Consider the following 18,543-nt stretch of genomic DNA (forward strand, 5'->3'; position numbering starts at 1 on the left):
CCTGGGCGCCGCATCGGCCGGCCTCGCGGGGGCGCTGATCCTCGTCCTGCTGGCGGCGGGCGCGATCTGGTCTCTTCGGTCGAGCGCCCCGAAGGCGGAGACGACGCTGGCTGTCCAGAACGGCCTGGCGCCGAAGCCCCTGCCGCCGCTCTCGATCGTGGTTCTGCCCTTCGCCAACATGAGCAACGATCCCGAGCAGGACTTCTTCGCCGACGGTCTGACCGAGGACCTGACCACCGACCTGTCGCACCTGGCCGGCAGCTTCGTGATCGCGCGCAACACCGCCTTCACCTACAAGGGCAAGGCGGTCGACGTGAAGCAGGTCGGCCGCGATCTGGGTGTCCGGTACGTGTTGGAAGGCAGCGTTCGCCGCACCGGGGACCACGTGGTGCTGAACGCCCAGCTCGTGTCGACGGAGACCGGTGCGCATATCTGGGCCGATCGCTTCGATGGCGACCGCAGCCGATTGGGCGAGATCCAGGCGGAGTTCGTCGCGCGTCTCGCGCGCTCGCTGGACGTTCAGCTCAGTCAGGCGGAAGGCCTGCGGATCCTCCGGGAGGGCTCTCTCAGCCCGACGGCCGCCGATCTGAATATGCTGGGCTGGGCCGCCATGAACAGGCCGCGCACGCCCCCGAACACGCTGGAGGCGCGGAGCAAGTTCGAGCAGAGCCTGAGGATCGATCAGAACAATCCCGAGGCGAAGATCGGACTCGCGCGCGCGATCGCGCAAGCCGTCAACAGCCGGGTCAGCAAGGATCTCGCCGCCGATTCCCAGCTCGCCCTGCAACTCGCGAACAAGGGGCTCGCGGCGAAGCCGCAAAGTCCCATGGCGCATTACGTGAAGGCGGAGGTCCTTCGCGCGACCAAGGATTTCCAGCTGGGCCTGCGCGAGATCGCGATCGCCGTCGAGTACGATCCCAACATGGCGATCGCGCACGCGCTTGCCGGCATCATCACTCTCTGGGACGGGAAGGCCGACAGGACGTTCGAGCACGTCGAGAGGGCGATCCGGTTAAGTCCGAAAGACCCGCTGCTGAACGTCTGGGAATACTATATCTGCCATGCTCATACCCATCTTAAGCAATGGGAAGAGGCGATCCGGTGGTGCAACCGCTCGGTCGGGCACACGCCGTATTTCTTCGCCTATATAGACTTGGCCGTCGCCCATGCGTGGCTGGGCCACAAGGAACAGGCCCATGACGCCATCGAGAATGTGCTCAAGCTGATGCCCGGCTACACAATCCACACGCTGGCGACCGCCGATTACTCGAGAAATCCGACGTTCGTGAAAGAATACCAGCATCTCGTCGAAGGCGCGCGCATGGCCGGTCTGCCGGAGGGCTCGACGGATTGAGGTCAGGCGCCGCGCTTCTCGCGCGTGCGGCTCCTCTGTCCTGAGCGTTGGGGCTGACGGCCACAGTCGCCCAAGCACCGGCGGCCGCAGGCGAGACCGGTGGTAGACAGCCATCTGTCGGGAACTTGAGGCCAGGACGGCGAAAGCACGCCTCGGGCCTTGCGATGATCAGGCGATGCCCGGAGACCCGCTGTGCGACCGCTCAGCAGGGGTCGGACGCATCGGTCAGGTCGTTTCGCTCCACACCTCTTCTCGTCGATCGAGAAGAGGTTGGTGCGGCCAAGAGGACTCGAACCTCCACCCCTCGCGGGACTAGCACCTCAAGCTAGCGCGTCTACCAATTCCGCCATGGCCGCATCGGACGCGAAGATCCGTCCGTTCGCTCGACCTGTGCGCCCCGCGGGAGAACCCGGAGCCGCTGTCGTGTCGCGCGGCGCAGCGGATAACAGATCGTCCCGCCGCCGACAAGCGCCCCGCTCACAGGGAATCGTAGCCGCCCTCCAGGAAAGGCGCCGCGCCGTCGCCAATGCTGACGCCGGGTTCCACGATCGAAGCCGCCTTGCGGATCAACTCGGTCACCTCGACGGAGATGCGGTCGCCGGTCACGACGATCTGCCCACGGGCGATCGGATGGTCGTTGGCCAGGATCTCGACCATGTCGCTGTCGCTGGCCTCCAGCTCGATCACGGCGCCGCGGCCCATGCGCAGCAGCATGTGCAGGGGCATCCGCGCCCGGCCCAGCACCACCGTCAGATCGACCTTCAGGGTCTCGAAGACCGCCACCACCCGCCATCCCGTCTCGCGGCCGAAACCTTGCAACAGCCGGCCGCGGATGTTGAAGGCTTCGACCATCGACGCAGGATGGTGAACCCTTGGTAAACGCGCCCCGCCTCACCGTCAGTCCGCACGCCTTTCCGAAGCGGCCCGGCTCCGATTCGGTGGCCGGCCCGGTGGGCTGGCGCGTCAGCGACGCCCCCGTGGGCTACGAGGCCGCGCTCGCCTGGATGGAGGCGCGTGCCGAGGCGATCGCCCGCGGCGCGGCCCCCGAATGCGTATGGCTGCTGGAGCACCCGCCGCTCTACACGGCCGGGACGTCGGCGCGGACCGAGGACCTCGTGGCGCCGGACCGCTTTCCGGTCCACGTCACGGGTCGGGGCGGCCAGTACACCTATCACGGCCCCGGCCAGCGGGTCGCCTACGTGATGCTCGACCTCGACCGGCGCAGCCGCGACCTGCGGGCCTACGTGGCGAGTCTGGAGGCGTGGCTGATCGAGACACTGGCCGCCTTCAACGTCCGCGCCGAGCGCCGCGAGGACCGCGTCGGCGTCTGGGTGCGCCGCCCCGAAAAGGGGCCGGGGGTCGAGGATAAGATCGCGGCGATCGGCATCCGGGTCCGCCGCTGGGTCAGCTTCCACGGGATCAGCCTGAACGTCGAGCCCGACCTCGGCCATTTCGATGGGATCGTGCCGTGCGGCGTCCGGGAGCACGGGGTGACGAGCCTCGTCGACCTCGGCCTGCCGGTGAGCACGGCCGAGGTCGACATGCAGCTGCGCGCCGCCTTCGAGGACATCTTCGGGGCGACCGTGAACGAGCCCGCGGTGTGACCGCCGTCCGTCAGAAATCCGCGTGCAGCCGGGAGGCGAAGAAGTGCGCCGGCCCGCGATCGCGGTTGTACCCGGGGTTGTCGATGAACTGGTAGTCGAAGGTCAGGGTGACGAACTTGGTGAGGTTCAGGGCGTAGTAGGTCTCGATCGCGCGCTCGGTGCCGTAGTTGAGCCGGCCGTCGCCGACCAGCAGCCCGTAATAGCCCGCCGCGAAGGCCGCGCGGTGCGAGGGCGAGAGCCCGTTCATCGCGGCGCCCAGGCCGATTGTGTCGTCGGGCCGATCCCAGGCCTTGCCCTTGAGCGACAGGCCACCGGAAAAGCTCTGGTCGATGTCGGTGAACGAGATGTTCTCCGTGCGTCCGTCGTTGAGGCTGGCGCGGGCGAACAGTCCCAGTTCGGGCGTCAGCGCCTGCTCCAGGTTGATGTAGCCGCCGGTCTTGCGGCGGGGGCGCCGGGTCGCCGCCACCGCGTCGTTGATGTCGTCGAACAGGCCGCGCTGCGTCAGGGTGACCGCGTCGCGGTTGTTGGCCGAGACGCCGACATTCGAGAACAGGCCGATGCGGATCTTGCCGGGCTGCTCCAGCCACGGGAGAACGTGGCGCTCCTCGAACTCGACGTTCAGCCCCGCGCGCCGGAACACCCGCGGGTCGAGGACGTCGCTCGACGGCTCCTTGGGCACCTGCGTGTAGGCGGCGCGGACCGCGAATTCGGGCCGGTTGTATTCGGCGTAGAGCCCTTGCGTGAAGCCCGGGAGGTTCGCCGGGAAGTCCCACGCCGATGAGCCCCAGAGCGACCAGTTGAAGAAGTCGACCCGCGGATCGTGCGCGTAGATGTTGCCGTCGAAGAAGTCGCCCAGCGCGAACTTGCCGGCGATCACCGTGACCCGTTCGGAATCGTAGCGGGTGGCGACCTGGTTCGGCCCGTCCGGCACGTCCACGGTCTCGCCGCCGAGACCGAAGGTCTGCTTCACGTAATAGCGGTTCGAGCGCAGCTTCGGGAACGGGGCGCCGGCCTTCTGCGCCTCGCCGTTGACGAAGCCGGCGACGCCGAGCGTCCGCGACAGGCCGAAGCCCTGGCTGAACTCGGGATTGTAGTAGATCTCGGTACTGTCGGTGAGCTTCAGCCCGAGGAAGACCGTGGCCGTCGTGGTCTGCCGGGCCTGGTGCGGGAGCAGGCTCTGGGCGCCCTCGTAGGGCGAGCGGAAGCCCGGGACGRCCTGCGCGATCAGGGTCGTCTGCCCGTGCAGCGAGAAGCGGCCGGTGTCGCCGTTGTCGGGGTCGTGCGGCGCGGTCTCGTCCGGGTCCGGCGGCACGGTCAGGCCGCCCGGGAACCACATCAGCCGGGCGAACAGCTGGTTGGACGTGAAGCTCGCCCGGGTCGAGACCGGGCCGCCGGCATCGCCCGGCACCGCGCCCAGCGGGAAGCGCCGGCTACCGCCGAGATCGACGTAGCGGTAGTCGAGCCCGAGGGCGATGTGGTCGGTGACGGCGTATTGGACCCCCGCGCCGAGGGTGAAGCCGACATAGCCGAGGTCCCGCCGCGCCGTGTTCTGCCCGCCCGTGTCGAGATCCGGATAGGTGGCGAGGAAGCGCGCGTTCGCCCCCGCGAGCCCGAAGGTGCCGTAGATCAGGTAGCGGTCGAAGCTGTAGCCGATCCGGGCGCGCAGGGCACCGTAGAGATCGGTCTTGGCGCGTATGATGTTGAAGCCTGGATCGACGTCCGCGTAGCCGAAGCCCGCCGCGGTCGAGGGGACCGGCCGCTTCAGATTGGCCGCATCGAGGCTGGCCTCGACCCCGTAGACCCAGGGGCCTGCCTGCCAGTTCCAGCCGCCGAACAGGCCGCCGACCGCCGTCGTGGCGTTCTTGCCCTGGTCGCTGCGGCCCGTGGAATCGCCGCTGCGGAAGGCCGGAACCGCGCGACCGCCGATGGTCGTCGGGCCGAAATTGTAGGCGCCGTAGGATCCGCCGGCGCTGCCCTCGAGGCCGACATACCCGCCCGACCAGTCGGCATAGGTGGACCGTTCGGCGAGATGCGGAGTCGCGAGGTCGGCGCCCCGCGCGGCGACAATCGCCAGCAGGGGTGCGGTCAGTACCAGGGCTGCCGTGCGGGCCAGGGAAACGGAACGGGTTCTCATCCGACTCATTGGAAAAGTATAGCACGTGCTAAGACAGCGTCTGGCGTTGCGCAAGCCACGGTGCGCCGTCTCGCCACAGGCTGTCTCGCAGGTCATCGCCGTTCCGCGTCGCATTCTCGGATCTCCGCATGGCGATCGCATGACGATCCAGGGTTCGGCGACCCGGTCAAGATCCGGAATGTCGTTGGCTGACGAACATCTTCGTGAGAGTCTACGAAGCGCGCCGTGATGCTCGGGAAGGACAGGCGAATACGGTCTCGCCATCCGGGCGTCATCTCAGATTAGAATTGTTATTATTTGATGCAACGCGATTCCAGTTTGAACTTCGCGCGGGGTGGATTATGTGCGGATGCATGCACGCCTCGCACGTCATTCCGGTTCTCCGCGGCCTCTCCGTGGCCGCGCTCCTCGCGTTCGCGGGTGCCGCGCAGGCCAAGGAAGTGCCGATCGGGCCGCATGTGACGCGCAACGGCCTGGAGGTCGCAGCGGTCTACCTCCAGCCGATCGAGATGGATCCGCCCGGCATGATGCGCGAGGCCGCCAAGTCGGACATCCATCTCGAAACGGATATCCGGGCCGCCAAGGACAACCGCAACGGCTTCGCCGAGGGCGACTGGGTACCGGCGCTCGATGTCCGCTTCGAGGCCGTGAAGCTCGACGGCGACAAGCCCACCGACCAGACCGTGTCCGGGATGCTGATGCCGATGGTCGCCAATGACGGACCGCATTACGGCGACAACGTCAAGCTGTTCGGCCCCGGGCGCTATCGCCTCACCGTCACCGTCGCGCCTCCCGGTAGGGACAGTCATTTCGGCCGCCACGTCGACAAGGAGACGGGGGTCGGCCCGTGGTTCGAGTCCTTCTCGGTGACCCAGGACTTCACCTTCGCCGGCGTCGGCAAGAAGGGCGCCTACTGAAAGTGCCGGAGCTGCCCGTGTCCCGCTTGTATCGCCCCATCCGCACCTTCTCCGCCGCGCTGCTGATCGCCTGCGCGACTGGGCCTGCGCGCGCCGACGACATGCCGGTGATCAAGGTCGAGATGCGCGACGGTGTGATCCTCCCCGCGGTGATCGAGGTGCCGGCCAACACCCGGTTCAAGCTGGAGATCTCGAACACCGGCCAGTCCCCGGTTGAATTCGAGAGCGCGGAACTGAAGCGCGAGAAGGCCCTCGCCGCGGGCTCGACCTCGGCGATCGTGTTCCGCACCCTCGATGCCGGTACCTACCAGGTGTTCGACGATTTCCATCCGGACGCGAAGGCGACCTTGGTAGCCAAATGAGCGCGTCGACGGCAGCGCCGGTCATCCTTCCCCGCGCCGGGATGCCGGCGCGCCGGGCGGCCGTCGATGCAGGGCTCGCCCGGTTCGGCGACGGCCTGCGCCGGTACGGATGGATCATCCGGTCCATTCAGTGGCTGATCGTCGCCGTCTACGCCGTGCTGGTGATCGTCCCGGCGCTGCTGCCGCTCCCCGACAACGCCGCCCACATCTGGACGAACCTGACGCTCGCCGCGCAGTTCGCCTTCTGGGGAATCTGGTGGCCGTTCGTGCTGGTCAGCATGGTGCTGGTCGGCCGGGCCTGGTGCGGCGTCCTCTGCCCCGAGGGCGCGCTCAGCGAGTTCGCGAGCCGCTGGAGCCGCGGCTACGCCGTGCCGCGCTGGATCACGTGGTCGGGCTGGCCGTTCCTGGCGTTCGCCGGCACCACCGTCTACGGGCAGATGACCAGCGTGTACGGCTACCCGAAGCCGGTCCTCGCCATCCTCGGCGGCTCGACGCTCGCGGCGATCGTGGTCGGCCTGCTCTACGGACGCAACAAGCGGGTCTGGTGCCGCTACCTCTGTCCGGTCAACGGCGTCTTCGCGGTCCTCTCGAAGCTCGCCCCGGTGAGCTTTCAGGTCGACCGCGCAGCCTGGGCGGCCTCGCCCAAGCCCGCCCGCGGCGCGGCGGCGTTCAACTGCGCGCCGCTCGTCCCGGTGAAGACGATGCGCGGCGCCGGCGCCTGCCACATGTGCGGTCGCTGCAGCGGCCATCGCGGCGCGGTCCGCCTCGCCCTGCGCTCGCCCAACCACGAGATCGTCTACGTGGCGGGCGGAGAGCCCAGCCTCGACCAGACCCTGCTGATCCTGTTCGGCATGCTGGCGCTGGCGGTGGGCGCCTTCCAGTGGTCGTCGAGTCCCTGGTACGTCGACGCGAAGCAATGGGCGGCCACGTGGCTCATCGAGCACGGGACGACGTGGCCCCTGGAGCATTCGGCACCCTGGTTCATCCTGACGAACTACCCCGACCGCAACGACGTCATGACCCTCCTCGACGGCGCATTGCTGCTGACCTACATCGGCGCCGCGACACTCGTTCTCGGCCTCGCCCTGTCGGGGATCGTGGCGCTGGCGACCGTGACCCTCGGGGGCTGGTCGCTTCGGCGTTTCCATCACCTCACCCAGACGCTGATCCCCGTGGCGGGCTGCGGGGTCTTCCTGGGGTTGTCGGCGCTCACCGTCACGTTCCTGCGGGGTGACGGCATCGTGGTGCCCCACGTTGCCGAGATCCGCGCGGGCCTCCTCGCCGGCGCGAGCCTGTGGAGCGTCTGGCTCGCTTGGCGGGTGGCGGGCCTCGGCGCCGGCGGTCTCCGCCGGGTCGCGGCCTCGGCCTGCATCGCCGGCGCGGCCGCCCTGTCGGTGGTGAATTGGGTGCTCCTGTTCTGGATCTGGTAGCGCGCGGTTCGCGCGCGGCGCTTCGTACGACACCGTAACCCCTGGAGACCGCCATGATCGGCGCGTTCGTCATCGCCTTCCGCGAAGTCATCGAGGCGGGCCTCATCATCTCCATCGTGCTGGCGGCGACCCGCGGCATCCCCGGCCGGATGCGCTGGGTCCTGCTCGGGGTCGCCGGCGGGCTGGCGGGCGCCGGGGTCGTCGCCCTGTTCGCCGAGAAGATCTCCGACGCCTTCGAGGGCAACGGCCAGGACATCCTGAACGCCGCCGTGCTGATCGTCGCCGTGCTGCTCCTCGTCTGGCACAACACCTGGATGAGCAAACACGGGAAGGAACTGGCCGGCGAACTGCGCGCGGCCGGCGCGGCCGTGCGCTCGGGCGAGCGCGAGGCCGCGGCGCTGTCGATCGTGATCGGCGCCGCGATCCTGCGCGAGGGCGCCGAACTGGTGCTGTTCCTCTACGGCCTCGTCGCCTCGGGCACCTCAGGAGCCGACATCCAGTTCGGCGCGGTGGCGGGCATCGGGGCGGGCATGCTGCTCTCTGCGGCGACCTATCTCGGCCTCGCCTCGATCCCGAGCCGGTACGTGTTTTCGGTGACCAGCGTGCTGATCGTCTTCCTCGCCGCGGGCCTCGCCGCGCAGGCGGCTCAGTTCCTGGCCAATGCCGGCGTCGTGGACGTCCTCGGCCACACCCTCTGGAACAGCTCCGGGGTGATCGCCGAGAATTCCTGGCCGGGCCGCGTCCTGCACGCTCTCGTCGGCTACACCGACCGGCCGACGGCCCTGCAGGGCCTCGTCTACCTCGCGACGATCGCCGTGATGGTCGGCCTGATGCAGTGGAGCGCCGCCGACAAGCGCCGCGCCATGCGGACGGCCTGAGGCCGGCCGCGGACCGGGCAGGTCCGCGCCCCGGCCCGACTCTGGCCCGCCGCAACCGCGCCGGCTGCGGCGGACCGATCTCAGGTCGTCAGGCCGGCAGAGCCCATTTCGCCGGATCGGCCGGCTTTTCCTTGTAGATCGCCCCGTCGACATCGACGTGCAGCTCCGTCGCCGCGCCGTCGCCGCGCCGGGCCAGCAGCTCCACGTGCTTGGGCTTGCGGCGCGGCGTCCCCAGAACCGTCCAGCCCGCGGCCGTGGCCGCCGCCAGGGCCAGCGCGGGATCGGCGGGCAGGTCGGGCCGTGCCGACCCGGCTGCATGGTGGGGCTTCTTGTGATGGATCAGCACCGGCTCGCGGCCCAAGGCCGAGATCCGTGTGACCTTGATCTCCGAGGGGCGGCGTTCGCCCTCGACGGTCACGCGCAGGCCGGTCGCGAGGGCGAAGGCCTGCGCCCCCTTCGGACCGAGATCGGCGAGGTGCGTGCCGTCCTCCCCTTCGATGGTGAAGCGATGGGCGAAGACGTGTCGGATGGTTCCCGACAGGGACGTGGTCTCGTGATGCGGCATGATCTTCTCCGTGGAGCGCCCAACCGCAGGCGCATTCGATATATCGGAATCGATCGATCGCGCGTCAAGGTTGGCCGTCCGCGCCGAGCTGGCGGATTCGTACATCTGCTCTGACAACGCGGCGTCAGGCCCGGGCGCGGATTGCCTCTCCACCCAAGTCGGGCTTGTCCGACTTGGCCTCCTCAGTGCGGGCGAGGGACAGGGGATGGGCGGCATCCGCAGACAGCGCGACGGGCCTGCCCGAGAGACCCCCTCTCCCCGCTTGCGGGGAGAGGGCTCCGGCGACCTTGTCGTCGCTGGAGCGAGGCGGCAGCCGAAGGTGAGGGGGCGGTGCCGGAAGAGCCTCCTCCGGAGCCGCCCCCTCACCGCCGCTCCGGCTTCGCCTTTCGCTTCCCGCACGGACGACGCGGTCCGTGCGGGCCTCTCCCCGCGTGCGGGGAGAGGGGAACCCGCGCTCCGTTCTGAGATGTGTGACCATCGTAGCTGCACCGTGTCGGGCACCGTCACGCACCAGCCCGACGTCCCTGCGGAGCCCGGGCCGATCGCAGGGCTTGCCCGCGGAGCCGAGGGCCGCTCCCGAGAATCCGGGTCAGGCGCCGGTCGCGACCGCGCGCGCCGGATCGGCGCCCCATTCCGACCAGGAGCCGTCGTAGAGCCCCCGCGCCGGGCGGCCCATGGTCTCCAGCGCCAGCGCGATGATCGCGGCGGTCACGCCCGAGCCGCAGGTGGTCACGATCGGCCGGTCCGGATCGACGCCGCTCTCGGCGAAGACGGTCGCCAACGCGTCGGGGCTCTTCATGCGGCCGTCGTGCTGGAGCGCCGCGTAGTGAAGGTTGCGGGCGCCGGGCATGTGCCCCGGCCGGACGCCGGGCCGGGGCTCCGGCTCCTCGCCGCGGAACCGGGTCGCAGAGCGGGCATCCACCACCTGCGCCGAGCCGGTTTCTAGCGCCCGCGCCACGTCGTCCGCGTCCGCCACCGCCCCGTGGTCGAGGCGGGCGGTGAAGTGGCGGCGCGCATGCGCCCGTGATTCGCCCTCCTCGGTGGCGTAGCCCGCTGCCACCCAGGCCGGCAGGCCGCCGTCCAGCACCAGCGCGTCGCGGACGCCGAAGGCCTTGAGCATCCACCAGACCCGCGGAGCCGAGAACAGCCCCTGTCCGTCGTAGACCACGATCTGCATGCCGTCGCCAACGCCGAGCGCCCGCATCCGTGCGGCGAACACTTCGGGCCGCGGCAGCATGTGCGGCAGGCTCGATTCGGTATCGCTCATCGCGTCGAGATCGAAGCGGCGGGCACCGGGAATATGAGCGGCACGAAACTCGGCCTCGGGGTCACGGCTCGCGGCCGGGAGATACCAGGAGGCGTCCAGCACCACGATGTCGGGGGCGGCGAGGCGGTCGTGCAGCCATTCGGGGGACACGAGGGGCGCATGGGCCATGGTCGGCGGGTCCAGCTCTGTTCGCGTTGCGCCCGCACAGAACCACAGGTCGAACCCGGTTGCACGCCCGGGGCGCCGCCAGACGGGCGCGTTCGGCCGGTTTCGTCAGAACCGCCAATGCCAATCGAACGGCTGCCGGAATAACGCGAGCTACGCATCCTGCACCGTGGTCCGATGCGTCCCACGCAGGCTGGTCTTGTTTTAAGGAGCCGTAACCCCAGTTACGACAACATCATGACGCCAATCGCGTCGGTCGTCCGGCCGGCACCGTGTTGGCCGCCCCGGACGCACCGCTCGCGGACGCGTCCCGGGGACGCCGTCTGAACGAGATGCGTTCAAACCTTCCCTGTCTGCCGGGGCGTCCGACCCACAGCAGGATGCTTATTGAGCCGATCAACGCCATGAATCAACTCGTCCGCATGTCCCAGATCGGCGATGCCGAGACCGTCGAGGAGCCGTCGGCCGACCTGCGCGTCCCGTTCGCGCAGTCCGGCGCCTTCGTGTGCAAGTACATCATCGGCGAGCCGAACGACCGCGCCGTCTGCTGCGGCGCCCCCGTGTCCGACGGCAAGAGCTGGTGTGCCTATCACCGCCGCATCGTGTTCGAGCCGACCCGCCCCGGCCGCATCCGCTGAGATCCGGCCGCAGCATCCCGGCCGTCACTGGGTCCGCATGATCTGGATGACCGCCGGGGTGATGATGACCACGAACAGCACCGGCAGGAAGAACAGGATCATCGGCACGGTGAGCTTCGGCGGCAGTCCGGCCGCCTTCTTCTCCGCCTCGTTCATGCGCAGGTCGCGGCTTTCCTGGCTCAGCACCCTCAGCGCCTGGCCGACCGGCGTGCCGTAGCGCTCGGCCTGGATCAGCGCGGTTGCGACGGATTTCACGGGCTCGAGCCCGGTGCGCATCACGAGGTTCTCGTATGCCTGACGCCGGTCCGGCAGGAACGACATCTCGGCGGTCATCAGGGCGAGTTCCTCGGCCAGCACGACCGAGGACGTGGCGATCTCGGTGCTGACCTTCCGGAAGGCGTTCTCGATCGCCATGCCGGATTCCACGCAGATCAGCGTCAGGTCCAGGGCGTCCGGCCACGCTTTCCGGATCTCGGTCTGGCGCTTCTTGGCGGTGTTCACCAGGAACAGTTCCGGCGCCTTGATGCCCGCGTAGGCCGCGGCGATCACCATCCCGAACCGTACCAGGTAGGAGGTGTCGACGACCTCCAGCACGAACAGGTAGAACAGGGCGGCGATCAGGGTGGCCATCGGCGCCACCAGCCGGAAGAACAGGAACGCGGTCTCCGCCCCCTGGCCGCGATAGCCCGCCTGCATGAGCTTGCGCTTGGCCGTGTCGGTGCCGAGCCAGCGGCGCAGCTGGTAGCGTTCGACGATGGACTTCATGTAGGCCTTCGGCTGGACGCGCAGCGTCGCCCGGGTCACGGTCGGATCCGCGCGCGTCCGCTCGCGGCGCCGGATCTGCTCGCGCTCGTCGCTGACGAGCTTCATCCGCTTGCCGAGCCTGTCGGTTTCCAGGAAGGGCTGTGCCACCGCGTAGGCGGTCGCGGCCGCCGCGACGGCGGTCAGCAACGTGCCCATGAAGCGGGGATCGAACAGCTTTTCGGCGATGGCATCGATCATCGGGCGGAATCCGGCAGGAGGCGCACCGCGCCTAGAATTCGAAGGCGATCATCTTCTTGATGGTGAAGACGCCGATGGACATCCAGATCGCCGCGCCGACCAGCGCGATCTTGCCGGTATCGGTCGTCCAGAGCAGCGAGATGTAGTCCGGGCTCGTCAGGGCGGTGATGCCCGCCACCGCGAAGGGCAGGCAGGCGATGATCGAGGCCGAGGCCTTGGCCTCCATGCTCATCGCCTGGACCTTACCGCGCATCTTGGCGCGGTCGCGCAGCACGATGGAGAGGTTGTTCAGGGCCTCGGACAGGTTGCCGCCCGACTGCTGCTGGATGTTGATGACGATGGCGAAGAAGTTCACCTCAGCGGTGGGCACGCGTTCGAACAGGCGCGTGCACGCCTCGCCGAGCGAAAGCCCCATCGCCTGGGTCTCCACGACGGTCCGGAACTCGCTGCGCACCGGTTCCTCGGCCTCCCGCGAGACCATGCGGAAGCAGTCACCCACCGGGATGCCGGTGCGGATGCCGCGGACCACCACGTCCACGGCGTTGGGCAACTCCTTGTTGAACTTCGCGATGCGCTTGAGCCGCAGGCGGCGCAGCAGCAGGGCCGGCAGGCCGAACCCGCCCGCGAAGGCGGCCCCGAGCGCAGCGAGGGGGGTGTCGGTGATCACGAAGATCAGCATCCCGACGACGCCGCCGCTGACCGCCGAGACCGTGTAGAAGGTCCGCTTCGTCCAGCCGAGGCCGGCGCGGGCGAGCTTCAGCTCGATGCTGGCCTTCGAGGCGCCCTTGGCCTTGGCCTCGATCTCGCTCAGCGTCTTGGCGACCTGCTCGCGCCGGTTGACCGCGACGCCGCGGGTCGCAGCCCCGGAGGCGGACACGCCGATCGCCTTGAGGCGCTTGGTCGCCCGGCGCTCCCCGCCGAGCAGGGGCAGGATCGCCACGTAGGCGACGGCCGCCACGGCGATGCCGATCAGGCCCGCCGCGAGAGGCAGGTTGGCGGCGCCCGCGGCGGCGACGGGAAGGTCCGGCATGCCCTCAGCTCCGGTCGACGACCTCGGCGGCGTCGAGCGCCTCGCCGAGCCGCTGTTCCAGGCCGTAATAGCGGGCGCGCTCCCAGAATTTCGGCCGGCCGACGCCGGTGGAGCGGTGGCGCCCGATCAGCTTGCCGTTCGCGTCCTCCCCGACGATGTCGTAGAGGAAGATGTCCTGCGTGGTGATGACGTCGCCCTCCATCCCGAGCACCTCGGTGATGTGGGTGATGCGCCGGGAGCCGTCGCGCAGGCGCATGGCCTGGATCACCACGTCGATCGAGCCGCAGATCATCTCGCGCAGGGTCCGCGACGGCAGGGTGAACCCGCCCATCGAGATCATCGACTCGATGCGCGACAGGCACTCACGCGGGCTGTTGGCGTGGAGCGTGCCCATCGAGCCGTCGTGGCCAGTGTTCATCGCCTGGAGCAGGTCGAAGGCCTCCGGTCCGCGCACCTCGCCGACGATGATCCGCTCCGGCCGCATGCGCAGGCAGTTCTTGACGAGGTCGCGCATGGTGACCTGGCCCTGGCCCTCCATGTTGGGCGGGCGCGTCTCCAGGCGCACGACGTGCGGCTGCTGGAGCTGGAGTTCCGCCGCGTCCTCGCAGGTGATCACCCGCTCGTCGAGCTCGATGAAGGCGGTCAGGCAGTTGAGCAGCGTGGTCTTGCCCGAGCCGGTGCCGCCCGAGATGACCACGTTGCAGCGCGACTGGCCGATGATCTTGAGAACCTCGGCGCCCTCCGGCGAGATCGCCCCGAAGCGCACGAGCTGCTCCAGAGTGAGCTTGTCCTTCTTGAACTTGCGGATGGTGAGGGCCGGGCCGTCGATGGCGAGCGGCGGCGCGATCACGTTGACGCGGGACCCGTCCGGCAGGCGCGCGTCGCAGATCGGCGAGGCGTCGTCGACGCGGCGCCCGACCTGGCTGACGATCCGCTGGCAGATGTTCATCAACTGCTGGTTGTCGCGGAAGCGGACGCTGGTCAGCTGGATCTTGCCGTTGACCTCGATGAAGGTCCGGTTGGCGCCGTTGACCATGATGTCGGCGATGTCGTCCCGAGCGAGCAGGGGCTCGAGCGGACCGTAGCCGAGCACGTCGTTGCAGATGTCGTCGAGCAGTTCCTCCTGCTCGGCAATCGACAGGACGATGTTCTTGAGCCCGATGATCTCCGTGACGATGTCGCGGATCTCCTCGCGGGCGGTCTCCGCGTCGAGCCGCGAGAGCTGCGTGAGGTCGATCGCCTCGATCAGCGCCCCGAAGATCAGGCTCTTGGTGCGATAGTAGTCCTCGGAGCGCGCCGTCTCGACGACCACAGGGGGCGCCGGCGCGGGACGGGCGGCCGGTGCCGCCGAATCGCGCAGGACCGGCATGGTCGGCGCCGCCGCCCGTGTCTGCGGAATCGGCGCAGGCGCCGCCGATGCGCCGCCGGTCTGTCGCCTACCGAACATGGAGCGGATCCCTGGCGCTGCCCTGCGGAGCCTGTCGGGCGAAGGACGGCGTCCGCATCACGAGGCCTTGCGGCCGGCGAGCTTGGCGAGCAGCGGCTCCAGGAGGCTCGGACGGCCGCGCCGGTTCTCGGGACGCCCGAGGGTGAGGGCCGCCAGATCGTTGAACAGCTCCGCCACCTTCGAGCCGGCCTGGATCTCGGCGATCATCTGGCCGTTGTTGGCGGCGGTGCCGAACAGGGTCGGCTCGAACGGAATCGAGAGGGCCACCGGGCATTCCAGGGCCTTGGCGAACTCGGCGGTGCCAATCTCCGGCCGCTTCGGCACACCGACGCCGTTCAGGAGGATGCGGGGCGGTTGGTCGTTCGGGCGCCCGTGCTTCAGCGCGCCGAGCAGGTTCTTGGTGTTGCGCAGGCAGGCGAGGTCGGGGCCGGCCACGATCAGGATCTCGTCGGCCGCCGTCAGGACGCGTTTCGACCAAGCGCTCCATTGGTGCGGAATATCGAGGACCACGCAGGGCACGCTCGCCCGCATGTGCTCGATCAACGCGTCGAAGGCCGGCTCCGACAGGTCGATGGTCCGGTCGAGGCTTGCCGGGGCCGAGAGCAGGCTCAGGTTGTCGCTGCACTTGGACAGCAGCCGCTCGACCAGGGCCGAATCCAGGCGTTCGGGGGCGAACACCGCCTCGGCGATGCCCTGCGGCGGGTCCTGGTTGAAATTGAGGGAGGCGGTCCCGAAGGCGATGTCGAGGTCGGCGATCACCGTCTGGACGCCCTGGTTCCGGGCCACCGACCACGCGAAATTGTGCGCCACCGTGGAGGCGCCGATGCCGCCCTTCACGCCGTAGACCGCCACCGTCCGTCCCACCGGCTTGACGCCCGGGGCCGAGAACAAGTCGGAGATCGCCGCGATCAGGGTCAGGGGCTCGACGGGGGCCATCAGGTAGTCGGACACCCCGCGCTGGATCAGTTGCCGGTAGAGCGTCACGTCGTTCAGATGGCCGATCACCAGGACGCGGGTGCCCTCGTCGCAGACCTCGGCCAGGGCGTCGAGGCACTCGATCGGCTTCGAGCGCGCGCCCTGCATCTCGATGACGATGACGTTGGGGGTCGGCGCGTGCCGGTAGGCCTCGATGGCGGCGGCGCCGCCGCCCATCCGGACCTTGACCTGCGCCTTCTGCATGCGCCGATCGAGGGCCGCGCCCTCGATCATCGCGGCGGTCTCGCCGGTCTCGCAGAATGCCTGGATGGTGATCCGGGGCACCGGGGCGATCGTGCGCTCGGTTGTCTCGGACAGGTCTGCCATGACGGCGCTTTCGGGTTCGCGTTCGGGGCGCGGCGTGGGGGTGGCGGCGAGGCGGCCCGTCCTCAACGCCGTCTGTCCTAGTTGGTGACTTGGGACTTCACGGCGGTCTGCCCATCTTGACGCCATGTGGTTGACGGATCCTTGCCGTCCCGCAACTGGCCGATATCCCGGACCCGCTTGACCGTGTCGATGCGGCCTTCGGGGCGGCCCCGCACGAGGTCCACCGGATCCGCCACCTGGGCCGCCACGTTCGTCTGCATGGCACAGCCCAGGTTCCAGCTCGGCTGGTTGCTGTAATCGTTCGCGAAGCCGCGAGCCCCGAGGTCCTGGGGCCAGAGGCCGCAGGCATCCGACACCTTGGCCTGCATGCGCTGGAAGCTCAGACGGATCGGCGCGGCGAGGGTCGGCGCCGCCACCGCGTAGCCGGCGACCGTGATCTCGCGGGCGCCGACGCCGTTCTGCGTCCCGAACCGGCCGAGCAGCGCCGCCGTCCGCTCGACGGCGACCACTTGGTCGGGCGGGACCCCCTGGGGCACCTCCATCAGCAGGACGCCGCGGCCGTAGCGCCGATATTCCAGCATGAAGGCGTCGACATCGCGGGCTTGGCGCGGATCGAGATGGCCGACCCCCGTGGGGAATACGTCGAGGCTGCGGCTCCCGTCGGTCAGCACGATCGGGTGGCGCGCCCGGTAGTCGGCCACGGCGATCCCGCCTGTGGTGGCGGGGTCGCTCTTGCAGGCTGCCGCGAGGGCGCCCAACGCGCAGGCCGCGACGAGGCTCGCGGCGCGGCGGGACAGTGCGGGCGGGTAACGTCCGGTCATGGTTCCGATCCTGGGGCGCGGCGGGGACGCGGGGGGCGCTACTCGACGATGAAGCCGACGCGGCCGCGATAGGTGTGTCCGAGCGGCGGCGCGGCGGCGGCCCCGGGGGAGGCGACCTTGCCGTAGAGGCGGTTGATCTGGCCGAGCAGAACCGCCTGGCCGTCGGTGGAGTCGACGAAGTTGTCGTCAGGCCGGCTCACCTGCTTCGGCTCCATCGCCCGGGCGATGTAGGGCGTGCACATGATCATCAGCTCGGTCTCCTGGCGCTGGTAGTCGCGGGAGCGGAACAGCGCGCCGAGGATCGGCAGGTTGATCAGGCCGGGCAGGCCGGTGATCGCCTGCTTGTTCACCTGCTGGATCAGGCCGGCGGTCATCATCACACCGCCCGAGGGCAGCTCGACGGTGGTCTCGGAGCGCCGCACCCGGGTGCCCGGGACCACGACGGAACTGTTGCCGACGACGTAGGTGAAGCTCTGCTGCGGATCGATCTCGGTCACGTCCGTTGCGACGCGGATCGAGATGCGGTTGTCGGCGAGCACCACCGGCGTGAACGACAGGGCGACGCCGTAGGGCTTGTAGGTGATGCCGGGGGTGCAGACGCCACCCACCGTGCAGGCGGCCGAGGACGGCACCGGGAATTCGCCGCCGGCCAGGAACTTGGCAGCCTCGCCGGAGATGGCGGTGAGCGTCGGCTCGGCCAGGATCCGCGAGACACCCGCCTGCTCGAAGGCCTTCAGGGTCGCCTGGAGGGAGAACCCGCCCGACTGTATGGAGGCCTGGATCTGGTTGCCGCTGGGAGTCGACGGGTTGATCGGGAACGGTAGGTTGTTGATCAGCCCGGGCGAGGTCGCCGAACCGAGCGGGTTCAGCGCCGACCAGTTGCCGGTCATGTTGATCCCGAACTGCTTCAGGACGTTGCGCGACACCTCCACCACGGTGACGCGGAGCATCACCTGATCCTTGTTGCGGATCGTGAGGTTGTTGATGACCGCGCCGCGCGCTCCGGCGGCGACGCCGCCACTCGGCGCTCCCGCGGCCCCCGTGGCACCACCGGCCCCCGCGGCTCCGCCGCCCAGACCCACGAACGCGTTGGCGATGTCGATGGCCTGCTGCGCGTCCGCCGAGGAGTTTACCGACCCGGACAGCAGCACCGACGCGCCCGAGGAGCGCACGTCGAAGCGTCCGCCCGGGATGCTCTGGTTGAGCAACTCCCGCAGGGTTCCGAGATTGAGGTCCCGCGCCACGGTCACGTCGAGGGCGGCGATCTGCCGGCCCTCGGCATCCAAGATGAAGATCGAGGTCGCGCCGTCGGCCATGCCGATCACGAAGACCTTGCGGGTCGAGCGGACGACCGCGTTGGCCACCGCGGGGTTGGCCACGAACACCTCCTTGGCGTCCCGCGGCAGGTCGACGATCACGGAGCGGCCGGCGGTCAGCTCGACCTTCCGAGTCGAGGCGGATTCCGCAGTCCCGATCGTCAGGATCGGCGCGGGACCGAAGGTCTGGCGCTCCTGCGCGGAGGCCGGTCCGGCCAGGGCGGCCAGCAGGGCGAGGGCGCCGGCCGCGTGGCGGGCGGGGCGGCGCGTCGGGCGCGCGGGAAGCGTCGGAGCGGTCATGGCGGCCATCG

17 protein-coding genes and 1 tRNA gene are annotated in these 18,543 nt (G+C 69.4%); 7 read left to right on the forward strand and 11 right to left on the reverse strand.

What is annotated here, in order from left to right:
• Positions 1–157 precede the first annotated feature (157 nt).
• A complete protein-coding gene (locus ACXJKQ_RS16430) occupies positions 158–1,354 on the forward strand; it encodes a tetratricopeptide repeat protein (protein ID WP_457106803.1) in 1,197 nt (398 codons plus the stop codon).
• 271 nt (positions 1,355–1,625) lie between these two features.
• Here the strand turns inward: ACXJKQ_RS16430 and ACXJKQ_RS16435 are convergent.
• Both ACXJKQ_RS16435 and ACXJKQ_RS16440 read right to left on the reverse strand, forming a co-directional pair.
• A tRNA-Leu gene (locus tag ACXJKQ_RS16435) sits at positions 1,626–1,710 on the reverse strand.
• A 121-nt stretch (positions 1,711–1,831) separates the two neighbouring features.
• On the reverse strand, positions 1,832–2,137 hold the full coding sequence (locus tag ACXJKQ_RS16440) for a FliM/FliN family flagellar motor switch protein (RefSeq protein ID WP_457106857.1): 306 nt from the start codon (positions 2,135–2,137) through the stop codon (positions 1,832–1,834).
• A gap of 89 nt (positions 2,138–2,226) precedes the next feature.
• On the opposite strand from ACXJKQ_RS16440, the gene lipB reads away from it, so the two are divergent.
• Positions 2,227–2,958 carry a lipoyl(octanoyl) transferase LipB gene (lipB, locus tag ACXJKQ_RS16445; RefSeq protein WP_457106804.1) on the forward strand — a complete coding sequence of 244 codons (732 nt, stop codon included), beginning with the start codon at positions 2,227–2,229 and terminating at the stop codon, positions 2,956–2,958.
• 10 nt (positions 2,959–2,968) lie between these two features.
• On the opposite strand, the gene ACXJKQ_RS16450 is transcribed toward lipB, so the two are convergent.
• Positions 2,969–5,092 (reverse strand): carbohydrate porin, encoded by a 2,124-nt coding sequence (locus tag ACXJKQ_RS16450; protein ID WP_457106805.1) that lies wholly within the window; start codon positions 5,090–5,092, stop codon positions 2,969–2,971.
• A gap of 353 nt (positions 5,093–5,445) precedes the next feature.
• On the opposite strand from ACXJKQ_RS16450, the gene ACXJKQ_RS16455 reads away from it, so the two are divergent.
• The 4 genes from ACXJKQ_RS16455 to ACXJKQ_RS16470 are packed head-to-tail and all read left to right on the forward strand — an operon-like array spanning position 5,446 to position 8,679.
• Positions 5,446–6,009, forward strand: coding sequence for an iron transporter (locus ACXJKQ_RS16455; RefSeq protein WP_457106806.1), 564 nt, complete (start codon positions 5,446–5,448; stop codon positions 6,007–6,009).
• 17 nt (positions 6,010–6,026) lie between these two features.
• Entirely contained in the window at positions 6,027–6,371 is a 345-nt protein-coding gene (locus tag ACXJKQ_RS16460) for a cupredoxin domain-containing protein (RefSeq protein WP_457106807.1), read from the forward strand.
• On the forward strand, positions 6,368–7,801 hold the full coding sequence (locus tag ACXJKQ_RS16465) for a 4Fe-4S binding protein (protein ID WP_457106808.1): 1,434 nt from the start codon (positions 6,368–6,370) through the stop codon (positions 7,799–7,801). The genes ACXJKQ_RS16460 and ACXJKQ_RS16465 overlap by 4 nt, the downstream gene beginning before the upstream one ends.
• Positions 7,802–7,854: 53 nt before the next feature.
• On the forward strand, positions 7,855–8,679 hold the full coding sequence (locus ACXJKQ_RS16470) for an FTR1 family iron permease (RefSeq protein WP_457106809.1): 825 nt from the start codon (positions 7,855–7,857) through the stop codon (positions 8,677–8,679).
• A gap of 88 nt (positions 8,680–8,767) precedes the next feature.
• Here ACXJKQ_RS16470 and ACXJKQ_RS16475 read toward each other — a convergent pair whose 3' ends face one another.
• Positions 8,768–9,244: a hypothetical protein gene (locus ACXJKQ_RS16475; RefSeq protein ID WP_457106810.1), complete on the reverse strand. Its 477-nt coding sequence runs from the start codon at positions 9,242–9,244 to the stop codon at positions 8,768–8,770.
• Between the two features lie 589 nt (positions 9,245–9,833).
• On the reverse strand, positions 9,834–10,679 hold the full coding sequence (sseA, locus tag ACXJKQ_RS16480) for a 3-mercaptopyruvate sulfurtransferase (RefSeq protein WP_457106811.1): 846 nt from the start codon (positions 10,677–10,679) through the stop codon (positions 9,834–9,836).
• Positions 10,680–11,080: 401 nt separating this feature from the next.
• On the opposite strand from sseA, the gene ACXJKQ_RS16485 reads away from it, so the two are divergent.
• Entirely contained in the window at positions 11,081–11,314 is a 234-nt protein-coding gene (locus ACXJKQ_RS16485; RefSeq protein ID WP_020095642.1) for a GcrA family cell cycle regulator, read from the forward strand.
• Positions 11,315–11,338: 24 nt separating this feature from the next.
• On the opposite strand, the gene ACXJKQ_RS16490 is transcribed toward ACXJKQ_RS16485, so the two are convergent.
• The 6 genes from ACXJKQ_RS16490 to ACXJKQ_RS16515 all read right to left on the reverse strand — a co-directional run bounded on the left by ACXJKQ_RS16490 (position 11,339) and on the right by ACXJKQ_RS16515 (position 18,532).
• The gene (locus tag ACXJKQ_RS16490) at positions 11,339–12,316 is read right to left on the reverse strand and encodes a type II secretion system F family protein (RefSeq protein ID WP_457106812.1); all 978 of its coding nucleotides are present in this window, start codon (positions 12,314–12,316) and stop codon (positions 11,339–11,341) included.
• A gap of 31 nt (positions 12,317–12,347) precedes the next feature.
• Complete coding sequence (locus tag ACXJKQ_RS16495; RefSeq protein WP_457106813.1) at positions 12,348–13,346, reverse strand: type II secretion system F family protein; 999 nt, start codon at positions 13,344–13,346, stop codon at positions 12,348–12,350.
• Positions 13,347–13,350: 4 nt separating this feature from the next.
• Positions 13,351–14,793 carry a CpaF family protein gene (locus ACXJKQ_RS16500; RefSeq protein ID WP_457106814.1) on the reverse strand — a complete coding sequence of 481 codons (1,443 nt, stop codon included), beginning with the start codon at positions 14,791–14,793 and terminating at the stop codon, positions 13,351–13,353.
• Positions 14,794–14,850: 57 nt separating this feature from the next.
• On the reverse strand, positions 14,851–16,095 hold the full coding sequence (locus ACXJKQ_RS16505) for an AAA family ATPase (protein ID WP_457106815.1): 1,245 nt from the start codon (positions 16,093–16,095) through the stop codon (positions 14,851–14,853).
• Between the two features lie 77 nt (positions 16,096–16,172).
• Entirely contained in the window at positions 16,173–16,916 is a 744-nt protein-coding gene (locus ACXJKQ_RS16510; RefSeq protein ID WP_457106816.1) for a CpaD family pilus assembly protein, read from the reverse strand.
• Positions 16,917–16,954: 38 nt separating this feature from the next.
• Entirely contained in the window at positions 16,955–18,532 is a 1,578-nt protein-coding gene (locus tag ACXJKQ_RS16515; protein ID WP_457106817.1) for a type II and III secretion system protein family protein, read from the reverse strand.
• Positions 18,533–18,543: the final 11 nt, after the last annotated feature.

This window comes from Methylobacterium sp. P5_C11, from assembly GCF_054049775.1.